Origin of the sequence: Dactylosporangium sp. CS-047395 (assembly GCF_050942185.1) — a bacterium.
Taxonomy (GTDB): Bacteria; Actinomycetota; Actinomycetes; order Mycobacteriales; family Micromonosporaceae; genus Dactylosporangium.
Window position 1 is genome coordinate 5915778 of the sequence record NZ_CP192015.1, and the last position, 12101, is coordinate 5927878.

General features: G+C 74.9%; 10 protein-coding genes. 1 reads left to right on the top strand and 9 read right to left on the bottom strand.

What is annotated here, in order from left to right; genetic code table 11:
* Positions 1-100: 100 nt before the first annotated feature.
* Genes ACQP00_RS27885 through ACQP00_RS27910 form a run of 6 tightly spaced genes read right to left on the bottom strand, consistent with a single transcriptional unit; the run spans position 101 to position 7669 of the window.
* Positions 101-2767: a hypothetical protein gene (locus ACQP00_RS27885; protein ID WP_433199936.1), complete on the bottom strand. Its 2667-nt coding sequence runs from the start codon at positions 2765-2767 to the stop codon at positions 101-103.
* Complete coding sequence (locus tag ACQP00_RS27890; RefSeq protein ID WP_433199939.1) at positions 2764-2958, bottom strand: hypothetical protein; 195 nt, start codon at positions 2956-2958, stop codon at positions 2764-2766. Before ACQP00_RS27890 ends, ACQP00_RS27885 begins: the two co-directional genes overlap by 4 nt.
* Entirely contained in the window at positions 2958-3338 is a 381-nt protein-coding gene (locus tag ACQP00_RS27895; protein ID WP_433199942.1) for a hypothetical protein, read from the bottom strand. The genes ACQP00_RS27890 and ACQP00_RS27895 overlap by 1 nt, the downstream gene beginning before the upstream one ends.
* Positions 3338-3481, bottom strand: a complete 144-nt coding sequence (locus ACQP00_RS27900) for a hypothetical protein (protein ID WP_433199945.1) — start codon at positions 3479-3481, stop codon at positions 3338-3340. The genes ACQP00_RS27895 and ACQP00_RS27900 overlap by 1 nt, the downstream gene beginning before the upstream one ends.
* Entirely contained in the window at positions 3478-5769 is a 2292-nt protein-coding gene (locus tag ACQP00_RS27905; RefSeq protein ID WP_433199948.1) for a hypothetical protein, read from the bottom strand. Before ACQP00_RS27905 ends, ACQP00_RS27900 begins: the two co-directional genes overlap by 4 nt.
* A gap of 37 nt (positions 5770-5806) precedes the next feature.
* Positions 5807-7669: a ricin-type beta-trefoil lectin domain protein gene (locus ACQP00_RS27910; RefSeq protein WP_433199951.1), complete on the bottom strand. Its 1863-nt coding sequence runs from the start codon at positions 7667-7669 to the stop codon at positions 5807-5809.
* 95 nt (positions 7670-7764) lie between these two features.
* Between ACQP00_RS27910 and ACQP00_RS27915 the strand changes: the two genes are divergently transcribed.
* Complete coding sequence (locus ACQP00_RS27915) at positions 7765-8592, top strand: DMT family transporter (protein WP_433199954.1); 828 nt, start codon at positions 7765-7767, stop codon at positions 8590-8592.
* A gap of 40 nt (positions 8593-8632) precedes the next feature.
* On the opposite strand, the gene ACQP00_RS27920 is transcribed toward ACQP00_RS27915, so the two are convergent.
* Genes ACQP00_RS27920 through ACQP00_RS27930 form a run of 3 tightly spaced genes read right to left on the bottom strand, consistent with a single transcriptional unit; the run spans position 8633 to position 12024 of the window.
* A complete protein-coding gene (locus tag ACQP00_RS27920) occupies positions 8633-10762 on the bottom strand; it encodes a hypothetical protein (RefSeq protein WP_433199957.1) in 2130 nt (709 codons plus the stop codon).
* 9 nt (positions 10763-10771) lie between these two features.
* On the bottom strand, positions 10772-11344 hold the full coding sequence (locus ACQP00_RS27925; protein WP_433199960.1) for a hypothetical protein: 573 nt from the start codon (positions 11342-11344) through the stop codon (positions 10772-10774).
* The gene (locus tag ACQP00_RS27930; protein WP_433199963.1) at positions 11341-12024 is read right to left on the bottom strand and encodes an SHOCT domain-containing protein; all 684 of its coding nucleotides are present in this window, start codon (positions 12022-12024) and stop codon (positions 11341-11343) included. Before ACQP00_RS27930 ends, ACQP00_RS27925 begins: the two co-directional genes overlap by 4 nt.
* Positions 12025-12101: the final 77 nt, after the last annotated feature.

Sequence of the window (12101 nt, forward strand, 5' to 3'; positions counted from 1 at the left end):
GTGCGCGAGCCCGGCGAGCAGGTCGCGACCGGGCCGGGGAACAGGACCACCACTCGCCCGTCGTTGACCGCGGACTCCCTGGGGCCGGAAGCCGCCGTCGTCATGTGCTGACCGCTGCGGCAGCGACCTGGAGCAGTTCGGCGACCGGGCCGGGGAAGTCGGGCGCGAGGCGGATCGCGAGCAGCACGGCGTCGGGGTTGCCGCCGCAGGTGTCGGCGACGAGCGCGGCCAGCGCGGCGCGGCCGGCCGGGTCGGAGTCGTCGCCGCCGATGAAGGTCAGCGGCTCGGCGGCCGGTGCCGTGTGGCGCAGGATTTGCTCCCAGGTGACCGCACCGGAACGGGTGGCCCGGTACATCCAGCCGGGCGCCTCCCGCGGCGCGGCGATCACCTCGGCGACCGGCGCCCCGGCGGCGAGCGCGGCCTCGACGGCGTTGGCGAACGGGCGCAGCTGGGTCCGCCCCGCCTCGGCGAGCTCCGGCGGGCAGCCGCGGGCCTCCCCGATGCTGGTCAGCCCGGGGCCGGTCAGGGGGTCGCGGCGGTGCTCGGCGAGGGTGGCGTCCCAGTGCCAGAGGCGGGTCTCGCCGTACACCTTCTGGAAGTCGACGCCGACGGAGCGCAGCAGCTCGATCTGCCCCGCCGCCGACTCGGCGTGGGCGATCTCGGCCTCGAGCTCGGCGAGCCTGGCCGCCCGATCGCGCGCCGCGAGGACCTTCTTCACCCGGCTGCGCACGGCCGGCGTGATGGCCGCCCGGGTGAACGTGACCGGGTTGAGGTCGTCCTCCAGCAGCTCGGTCACCGCCTCAGGCCCGTGCCGGTGCCACAGGTTGAGCAGCAGCCGGAACTGCGCCGTCTTCCCGCGCACCCGCACATGCCGCAACAGGTGCCGCTGCAACTCCCGATCCGCGCAGTCGAGCGGGTCGGTACCGTGGAACCCGGCACTGAGCGTGAGCAGATGCGCGCGCACCTCGGGATCGAACGGCCGCCCGTCGAGCAGCCGCATCCGCAGCCGGTGCGAGGTGCCGGTACGCCGGAACAGCGCCCCGTTCACCCCCGCGTCCCCGAGCGCCGCCAGCCGCTCCGCCACCGCCCCGTCAAGCGCCGGCCGCCCGGCGAGCGCCAGCCGCAACGCCGGCCGCACAACGGTGACGGCCCGCTCAACCCAGGCGTCCCGCCAGCCGCCCTGCGCGAACAGCTCGTGCACGGTCCTGTCGTCCAGGTGCTCCAGCAACACCAGCTGCGTCTCATCGGACGCGAGGTCGAGCAGCGCGACGAACGCGGCCCGGCTTCCGGTCACACCCGCCGGCCACGCCGCGCTCCCGGCCGACTCCAGCAGCTCGGTGACGGTGCCCTTGAACGCGTTGACCTTCGCCCGCACCCACGCCCACTTGCCCGGATCGGCCCCGAGGTGCACGTCGACTAGCTTGCCGAGCGCTTCTACGATCCCCGCCTCATCCAGGGCTCCGGCCGACCCGTGCACGTCGACGAGTTCGCCGACCACTTCGACGACCGCCGCCTTATTCATTGCGTCGGCCTGCCCCTGCACGTCAACGAGCTTGCCGACCGCTTCGACGACCCCCGCCGCATCCAGGGCGCCGGCCGACCCGTGCACGTCGATCACCGCGGCCGCCGATGCCGGCGCAGATGAGACCGCCGCCGCACTTGAGACCGCCGCCGATGCATCCGCCGACGCAGAGGAGACCGCGGGCGCCGTTCGAATCGCCGGTGCAGAGGAGACCGCGGGCGCCGATCGAATCGCGGGCGCAGAGGAGACCGGCGGCGATGGTGAGACGGTCGATCGAGCTGCGGCGGCTGACCGGACCGCTTCGAGGACGGCGGCGGCGGGGCGCATGCGCTCGAGCAGCAGGGCGGGTTCGAGGCCGTCGTCGACAGCGCGGCGGGCGATGATCCGCGCCGCTTTGGCCGCGCCCGACTTGGGCAGCGGCGCGAGGGCCATCGCCTCGGTCAGCACCGGCACCGCGGGCGCGACCGCGGCGGGTTCGGCCAAGAAGAGGGCGAACCGGAACTCCTCCGGGCAGTCGGCGCGGGCGGCGAGCGCGGCCGCGGCCGGCCCGGCGAACGGCATCTCGTCGTGCGCGGCGGCCACCGCGGACCAGTCGAGCGATTCGCGCAGCGCCAGGTGGTCGGTGAACCCGTCGAGCAGCTCGGCGATCGCCCCGGCCGTACCCTCCTCCTCGGCGACACGGCCCTCCAGCAGCGAGGCGGGCGAGGCGGGCACGGTCGGCAGCCAATACGGCAAGGCCGTGTCCGGCCCCTCCGCCCGCCGCAGGCTGAGCATCGCCCGCAACCGCTCGGCGATCGTCAGCCGCTCGCCGACGTTGTTGGTCGCCTTCCGCGCGACGAACGCGACCGGCGCGACGACCCCGGCCCTGTCTCCCGCGGCCCAGTCCCCCGGCGCCTCGGTGAGCCGCGACATGACGAGCCGCCGCAGCCGCAGCTCCCACCCCCGCCGCTGAAACCCCTGCGGCGCGGCGGCATCGGCGACCTGCCGCGCCCCGGTTGAAGCCAGCCGTTCGCGCAGTCCGGGGTGCCCGGCGAGCGCGGCGTCGTTCCAGGCGAGCCCACCGAGCAGCTCCCCGTCGCCGAGCGCGATCACCGCCTCGATGAACGGCCACGGCAGCCGGTCCTGAAACCGCACGATCCGGTACAGCAGGTCCCTCCCCCCGCTGACCAGCCGCTCCCAGTCGACGCCGGGCCCCGCAGCCGCCTCCATGAGCGCCCACGGCCCCGGCGACTTCTCGAACGTCACCCCGCCACCGCCGAACCCATCAGGCCACGGCCGCCATCGCCGTCCCGGGCGCGCCCGCCACCCGCCCCGGCGGGCACGGGTGCGACCGCGTCGCCGCCGTGCGCATCGCCCACCGCCGAGCCCGGCCACGCGGCCGGACCACGCGCCACGAACACCAGGCGAGCCACCGACGAAACCATCAGCCGCGCCATCAAGTCACCGCCGCCATCGTCAACCCGAGCGCGTCCGCCACCGCCGAGCCCGGTGGACACGGCGCGACCGCATCGCCACCGTGCGCACCGGCCACCGCCGATCCCGGCAGCGCGGCCAGACCACGCGCTACGAACACCGGGCGAGCCACCGACGGAACCCTCACACGCGCCATCAAGCAACCGGCGCCATCGCCAAACCGAGCGCGCCCGCTACCCAGCCCGGCGAGCACAGGCGCCACCGCGTCGCCACCGTGCGCATCACCCGCCACCGCCGCCGTCGCAGTCCCGAGCGCGCTCGCCACCGGCAAGCCCGACAGTAGGGCCGGACCGCGCGCCACCGTCACCGGCCGCGCCTGGAACGAGACCTTCACACGCGCCATCAAGCCACCGCCGCTGTCGCCGTCTTGAGCACGCCCGCCACCCGGCCCGGCGCGACGCCGGCGTCCACCACCGGGCAACCGTCGGAAGCTCCGTCGACGGCCCGCAGGAGACCCCGGTCGCGGCGGCCCGGCGCGAGCGTCACGGCGCCACCGCGGCGGTGGCGACGGCGAGCAGTTCCGCCGCCGGGCCCGGGAAGGTGGTGGCCAGCTCGCCGGCGAGGACGATCGCGTCGAGGTTGCCGTCCCAGGTCGCGGCCATCAGGTCCAGCAGCGCCCCGCGCGCGGCCGGGGAAGAGCCGCCGCCGCCGATCAGGTCGAGGGCGTGTGCGGCCGGGACGACCTGGCGCAGGACCTCCGGCCAGGTGACGATGCCGGCGGCGATGAACGCGAGGATCCAGCTGGTGTCGTGACCCTCGCGCGGCGTGGCGAGGATGTCGGCGAGGGGGCGGCCGGCGACGTACTCCTCGGCGGCCGGGCTCTCCCAGGGGCGCAGTTTGTCGCGGCCCGCCTCGACGAGTTCGGGCGGGACGCCGCGGCCCGTGGCGATGGTGGCGAGGATCGGGTCGGGCAGTGGCAGGCGGCGGTGTTCGGCGAGGATCGCGTCCCAGTGCCACAGCCGCGTCTCCTTGAACAGCAGCATGTGGTCGGTGCGTTCGGCCCGCAGCAGGGCGAACTGGCCCTCCGGCGACTCCTCGGCCGCCACCTCGGCCTCCAGCGCGTCGCGGGCCGCGAGCCGCTCGGTCTCGTCGGCGATGCCCAGGATCTGGCCGAAGCGCTTGCGCACCGGCGGGTTGAACGGCGACGCGCTGTAGTTGGCGGGCTTGAGGTCGGCGGCGAGCAGCTCCGCCGCCGCGGCCTGGCCGTGCCGGTGCCACACGTTGATCAGGAGGCGGAACTGGGCCGCGTTGCCGCGTACCCGCACGTGCCGGATGATGTGCCGCTGCAGGTCGGGGTCGGCGCAGTCGAGGGCGTCGGTGCCGTGCCAGCCGGCGGTGAAGGTGAGCAGCTGCTCGCGCACCGCCGGGTCGAACGGGCGGCCGGACAGCAGCGACGTGCGCAGCCGGTACGGCACCGCCGTCCGCCGGAACAGCAGCCCGTTGAGCTCCGGGTCGTCGAGGGCGGCCAGCCGCTCGATCGAGGCCGCGTCGATCGACGGGCGGGACGCGAGCGCCACCCGCAGCAGCCGCCGCGGGTCGGTGAGGGCGCGTTCGAGCCACTCGGCGCGCCAGGTGCCCTTGGCGAACAGGTCGGTGACCGTACCGTCGTCCATCCGCTCCAGCAGCGCCAGGTGGGCGCCGGCCGGGGCGTGGTTGAGCAGGGTGAGGAACGCCTGGCGGGCGCTGGTGACCGAGGCGGGCCAGGGCGCGCTGCCGGCCGACTCCAGGAACTCGGTGACGGTGCCCCGAAACGCGTTGAGCTTCGCCCGGGCCCAGCACCACTTGCCGGGGTCGGTGCCGAGGTGGGTCTCGACGAGCTTGGCCAGGGCGTCGGACTCGATCGTCTCCAGCACGGCGACGGCGGGGCGCATCCGCTCCAGCAGCAGGGCCGGGTCGAGGCCGTCGGCGACCGCGCGCCTGGCGATCACCTTGGCCGCCTTGGCCGCGCCCTTCTTCGGCGGCGGGGCGAGGGCCATCGCCTCGGTCAGCACCGGCACGGCGGGCGCGACGGCGGCCGGGTCGGCCAGGAACAGCGCGAACCGCAGGTCGTCGGGGCAGTCGGGCCGGGCGGCCAGGGCGGCCGCGGCCGGTCCGGTGAACGGCGCCTCGGCGTGGGCGGCGGCGGCCGCGGACCAGTCCAGCTCGGCGCGGAAGGCGAGGTGGTCGGTGAAGCCGTCGCGCAGCTCGGCGAGCGCGCCGGCGGTGCCCTCCCACGCCGCGGCGGTCGCCTCCAGCTCGTCGAGCTGGAGGTGCAGGCCAGGCTCGGGCAGTACCACATCGGGCCCTTGCAGGCGGCGCAGGGTGGCCATGGCCCGCCAGCGTTCGGCGGTGGTGAGCTGCGCGGCGTGCGCCTCGAGGGCCTGGTGGACCCCGGCGGCGGTGGGTCCGGCGATGGCGGCGCGCTGCCGGTCGAGCCAGCCGTCGAGGCCGGGGCCGTCGGGCGGGTAGGCGGCCAGGGCGAGGCGCTGGGAGCGCAGGTCCCACCGGGCCCGCAGCGAGCGCAGGGCGACCAGGTGCCGGCCGGAGCGGGCGACGCGTTCCCGCAGGTCGGGCAGGTCGGCGAGCAGCTGGTCGTTCTCGGCGAGCTCGTCGAGCAGGGCCGGGTCGCCGAGGTTCAGGGCGGCCTCGACGAACGGGCGGGGCAGGCGGCGGCTGTAGCGGAGCAGGGTGGGCAGACCCGTCCGCAGGCCGCTGACGAGGCGGGGCCAGTCGACGGACTTGCCGACGATGGTGGCCGCCGCCTCGATCAACGCCAGTGCCGTGTACGTCCTCACGGCTCGGGACACTATCAACCGGGTACGACAAAACCTGTCAGGGCAAGATCCACTGTTGGTTGGCCGAACCGGTGCAGGACCAGATCTGCAGCTGGGTGCCGTCGGCCGAGCTCGGGCCGGTGGCGTCCAGGCACTTGCCCAGCGCGACCAGGCTGTTGTTCGGGCCGGCGGTCCACTGCTGGGCGGTGGTGCCGTTGCAGTCGTACAGCTGCACCTTCGTCCCGTTCGCGGAGCTCGCCGCGGCCACGTCCAGGCACTTGCCGAGCGCCCGCACGGTGCCGTCACTGCCGACGGTCCACTGCTGGGCCGTCGTGCCGTTGCAGGTCCACAGCTGGATCTTGGCGCCGTTCGCGCTGCTGGCGCCGGAGACGTCGACGCACTTGCCGCCGTACCCGCTGATCCGCCCGGTCCGGCTCGTCGGCGTGCCGCTGTCGGCCCCGGCCCACAGGTAGGTGCCGACGGTCTTGGCCGGCAGGGTGCTGCTGACCTGCTGCGACCCGACCCGCAGGGTGAACGCCTGGCCGGCCGAGGTCTGGTTCACCACGACGGTCACCAGGGTGCCGTCGGGGTTGCGGAAGGCCACGTTGGTGACGCTGCCGGTGGAGCCGTAGCCGGTGCTGACCCGCTGGGCGCCGGCCTGCACGAACTTCGAGAACTGGGCGACCATGTTGTAGTCGGGCAGCGCCCAGAACGTGTCGCGGTTCGTGGTGCTCTGCACGAGCATGGTCGGATCGGGCGAACCGGACCAGCGCTCGGGCGAGCGGTTCTGGTCCAGCATGCTCACCCAGCCCTCGTACAGGGTGGCGGAGTTGCGGAAGTACTGCACGATCCGGTCGGCGCCCGCGGTACCCCAGACGGAACGCTCGGTCATGAGCACGTCCTTGGCCGGATAGCTGGCCTTGACGGTCGCCATCGCCGAGGGGTCACCGGCGTAGTCGTGGAAGGCGATCCCGTCCACGGCCGCGTAGCCGTTCCCGCTCAGCACGCCGTTCGCGTAGGAGACGCCCTCGCTGAAGTTGTGGTCGAAGGCCCAGATCTTCACGGTACCGAGGGATGCGTTGGACAGCTCGGTGCGCAGCGCCACCGCCAGCTGCCGCTCCTGGTCGGCGCTGACCAGCATGCCCGGGTAGTCGGCCGGCGAGAACAGCGGCTCGTTCTGCAGCGTGAGGGCGTAGATCGGGATGCCCTGGGCCGCGTACGCCTGCACCGCCCGCCGGTAGTAGGTGGCGAGGGTCGGGATGTAGGTGCTGTTGAGGCTGCCGCCGATGATGTTGTTGCTGGTCTTCATCCACGGCGGCGCCGACCAGGCGCTGGCGAAGATCTTCAGGTTCGGGTTGATCGCCAGCGCCTGCTTGAGCGTGGCGATGATGTTGTAGTCGATGTCGCGCTGGATGGAGAACCGCGACAGCGACGGGTCGGCGGCCCCGTCGTCATACGTGTAGAAGTCGTGCGAGGTGAAGTCGCTGGTGCCGAAGGTGATCCGGGCGACGTTGAAGCCGGCGCCGGCGGACGGGTCGACGAGCGCGCGCAGCGCCCGGTCGCGGCCCGCGGCACTCATCCTCGACAGGTTGAAGATCGTCGACTCTTCCAGCGAAGAACCAACGCCAAGCACGCTCTGGTACCGCGTGTTGGTATCGACAACGATGCCCGCACTCCCGCTCGCGGCGGTGATCGGAAGGTCGGACTGGCGGGACAGCTGGTACGGCGTGCCGGCGAGGCCGGTGGCGGGGTTGCTGTACCAGTTGGCATTCTTGGGCTCGTAGCCCGCGGTGCGGGACTCGGAGCTCCAGTAGACCTGCACGCTGGTGGCCGCGGCGGATGCGGGCACCTGGGCGTAGGCGAGGGTGGCGACCGCGGCGGCCGCCACGAGCAGTGCGGACAGTGGCCGGGTTGGGACCATGTTCGCGCCTCCTTAACTTCAGGACTTGTATTAAGCCCTTTGGTAAGACGACTGTCAATGTTCTTAACAGTTCGGCGCGCGCGTGGAAAAATCCGATGATGCTCGAAGTGGCGATCCCGTGCGCCCTGGCGGCGGCCGGTGCCTACGGCGCGGCCACGGCCCTGGAGCACGCGGCCGCCTCCTCCGGCTCCTGGCGCGACCCGCGCTGGCGGACCGGCGTCATCCTCGACGGCGCCGGCGCCCTGCTGCAGGCGGTCGCGCTGGCCACCGGCCCGGTCATCCTGGTGCAGCCGTGCCTGGTCCTGGCCCTGCCGGTCGCCCTGCTGACCGCGTGGCGGCTGGGGGCGGCGCGGCCGAGCGGGGTGCAGTACGGTTCCTGCGCCCTGATCGCCGCCGGCCTCGCCGCGTTCTTCCTGCTGGTCGGCGACCCGGGCGACGCCGACCCGCTCCGGTTGCGCACGACGATCGCGACCGCCGGCGCGCTGCTGGTGGGCGGCGCGGTCGTGCTGAGCCTGGCCCGCCGCTGGCCCAGCCGCGCCCGGGCCACCGCGTTCGGCCTGGTCGCGGGCTGCAGCGCCGGGCTGGCCGCGGTCCTCCTCGACGCGGTGGCGGCCGCCTGGCACCAGCTCGGCCGGGGCGCCTTGACCGACGCGGACGCCATGGTGGCCACGGTGCTACTGGCCCCGGCGGCCGCGGCGAGCTTCATCCTGCTGCAGCTGGCGTTCGCCGCGGACGGGCTGGGCGTGGGCTATCCGGCGGACCTGATCGCGAACCCGATCACGGCGGTCCTGCTCGGCGCGCTGCTGCTGCACGAGGAGATCCCGCACAGCCCGGGTGACATGGCGGTGTTCGCGCTGTGCCTGGCCGCGATCACGGCCGGCGTGGTCCGGCTGGCCACGCACCGACCGGCGGCGCTGGCCTGAGCCCCGCCCGCCGGCAGCGGCGTGGCGACCCGGGCCGGCGTCAGCCGTCCTCCGCGCGGGGTGGCAGGACGCCGATCTCGGCCAGCAGCAGCGCCCGCCGCTCCTCGACGCTCAGCGGCCCCTCCCCGCCCAGGAGCGTCAGCTCAGCCTCGCGCAACGCCGCGGCGGCCGCCAGCGCGTCGCCCGCGGCCAGCAGCTCCTCGACCCGTCCGCCGGGCAGCGCCGCCTCGAGGCGGGCGCGCAGTTCGGCCAGCGGGGTGTACCGGGCCCCGGCCGCCCGCGCCGCCTCCCGCAACCGCTCCGCCTCGTCCGCCGCCTCCTCGGCCGCGGCCAGCTCGCGGCGCAGCCGGTCCGTCGTGGCGGCGCCGCCACCGTGTCCCAGGTCCGCCGCCGTGAACGGGTCGAGGTCCGCGGTGAGTTCGATGACCTCCGGATCGCGCATGTAGGGGTAGCGGATGGCGGCGACCGCCGTGTCGTACTCGTCCAGCGCGGCCAGCAGCGCCCCCGTCTCCCGCCGGCCCGGCCCCGGCGGCGGACCGGCGGCCACCGAACGCTCCAGCGAGGCCGCGAGCTCGGCATGCACCCGCTCCAGCGCGGTCCGCGCCGCGGCGTAGGCGGCCCGCCGCCCGGTACGCGCCTCCTCCGGCAGCCGCCCGGCGGCGTCCAGCAGCGCCGCGCCGACCGTGGCCCGGACCCGCTCCGCCGGGTCGGGCCGCAGCCGTACGAGCCCGGCCAGCAACGGGGACGACGCGACGAACGCGCGCAACGTCTCCCGGTCGTAGGAGGCGCCGATCGGCACCACGTCGCCGATGGTGGCCGCCGGCGCCCGGTCGGCCAGCCACGGCGGGGCCGTCGAGCGCAGCCGCTGGACCGCCGCCCCGATCGGCGGGGCGAGCGCCCGGGCGCCGTCGCGCCAGACCTCGGCCGGTGCGCACGTGGCGAGCGCGTCGACGACCGGCGTGACCGGATCCCCGGGTGACCCGGCGAGGGGCAGGGCGCCGAGCGCGCGCCGGAACACCGCGTACGCCACGTGCCAGGCGGCCGCGTCGACCGGCGCCGCCAGCGGCCGGGGCAGGGCCCGCGTCCACCGGCCGAACTCGCGCCGCGACACCAGCGGCAGGGCGGCGTTGCGCCACCAGCGGGCCAGCTCGTCGGCGGCGCCGCAGGGGCTGGGTGAGCGGCCCAGCGTCGCCGCCGCCTCGCGCAGCCGCCGCCGCACGTCGTCGGGGCACTGTGCGTGCATCCGGCCCAGCACCGCGCGCAGCCGGTCGTCGGGCGCGCTGTCGATCTCGGCGGACAGGGCGGCGCACGCGCGGGCCGCCCGCTCCTGCTGGTCGCTGCGCCCGAGCGCGGTCTCCAGGTCGATCAGCACGTGCCGCAAAGGCGCCGGCGCACCGTACACCTGGCGGATCCGGCGGATCCCGTCGCGCCCGCCGCCCTCGAGGTCGAGCAGCAGCCCGGCGATGCGGGCCAGCCACGCGAGATCCGCGCGCCGGCTTTCCGGCCAGGTCCGCACGGTGCTCAGCGACGTGCGGGCGGCCCGCGCGCAGGCCGCGATCGCCTCCTCGACCGCCGTCCACCGCTCCAGCACCGCCCGGTTCTGCTCGTGGTACGCGTCGATCCAGCTCAGCACCCGCGCGTGCACGGCGTCGGCGCCCCGCCCGGCCAGCCGCAGCACGTGGATGCGCCGCTCACCGGCGTCGGTGACCATCACCAGGCACGGCACGAACGGCCCGATCCCGAGCCGCCGGGCGAAGCGGGCCGCCGCATCCGCCCCTGGTACCGCCCGCAGCCGGGTGTCCGGCGACCGGTCGAGCGCGATCTGGGGGCCGGACCGGGAATACGCCGGCGGCCGCAGCCCGCTCCGTGGCCGGGCCACCACGTCGAGCACCGTGCGCAGCCACGAAGAGCCGGTCTGGGCCGCGCCGCCGCGCTTGGCCAGGTAGTCCAGCCGCTCCTGGGGCACGCCGGTGAAGAACCCGAACCGGACCCGGCCGCCGGTACGCGCACACAGCTCCTCGGCGTGCCGGTCCAGCAGGTCCGCGCAGACCCGCGAGGAGTCGTTGACGAGCAGGATGCTCCAGCCGAACCGGTCCGTCAGCGCCGGGGACGGGCCGCCGCCGAGCAGGTACCCGTACACCGCGGCGGCAGACGGAGCCGTGAACCCCATCCACCGGTTTTACCGGTGTGCTCGCGCGGGCGGCAAGGCCCGCCGCCCGACCAGGTGGGCGGCGGCCACGGTGGCGGCGAACCCCGCGAACGCGACCAGCGTCAGCACGTCGAAGACCCGGCTGTCCAGATCGGCGGCGAGCCGCGGCGCGAGCAGCCCGCGCGGGTCGACGACCACGTCGATCGGCGCGCCGTACTCGTACTCGACGGTGTCGCGGAACACCCCCGGCAGCGGGGCGCCGGCGGGGTCGTGCAGCGTGTAGTGGTACAGGCAGCGGTCCTGGCTCGTCTCCATGCAGGCCGCCGCGCGAACGGTGGCGGTGACGCGGCTTCCGGCGGCGCGCATGTACCAGTCGCCGGGCGCGGCGTAGGCGGTCAGCAGCAGCACGAACACGAAGCCGTACGCCACCCAGGTCGGCCAGGTCCGCCCGCCGGAGAGCTTGAACAGCGGAATCGGCGCCGCGAGCAACGCCGCGGTCGGCAGCGCGGCCACGGCCCACCACATCCAGCCGCCGAGCGCGCCCGCGATCCCGGCGACCAGCCAGACCAGCGCGGTGGCCACAACCAGCAGGACGCTCCTCACTCGACGGTCTCGCCGCTGAGGACCCGGCGCTTGCCGGACTCGAACTCCGAGGTGCTCAGGGCGCCGCGCTCCCGCCGCTGCTGCAGCTCGCGGATCAGGGCGACCCGCCCGGCCGCCGAGTCACCCGGGGCGTCGCGCAGCGCCGTGAACTCCGCGCGGGTCAGCGCCCCGGTGCTGCGCAGGTCGTTGAGGGCCTTCATGCGCGACCAGGCGTCATCCACCGGTACCGTCGAAACAGGCTCCTTCTTGCTCGGTTTTCCGGGTCGCCGCCGGATCAGCTGCACCACCCCGACGATCCCGACGCCCAGCCCCATCGGCACGAACACCGCGGCCATGATCGACGCCCCGAGCTTGGCGTCCGGCGGCATCGGCTGGGTGAGCACCTTGACCAACAGTGCGACGCCGCCGCCGGCGAACGCCACGGTCCACAGCACCTGCCCGGCCCCGGGCGCGAAGAACTGCCGCGGGCTGAGCAGCATCCCCGCGACCCACCCGAACACGCCGAGGATCATCAGCCAGAACACCGTGCCGGTCCCCTCGGGGCAGGGCCGCACACTCACGTACGGGCCGCCGGACGAGCAGCTGCCGATGTCGAGCACGGTGTTGATCCCGATCCCGAGCAGCACGATCCCGGCCAGCCCGACCACGAGGCTGACGACCTGACGCGCGAGGGTGTTCATGGGCGGCACCGTACTGTGCGCCCCGGCCCGGCCCTGTCGGAAATTTTCCGCAGCGGGTGTCGGATCGGGCCCCGGGC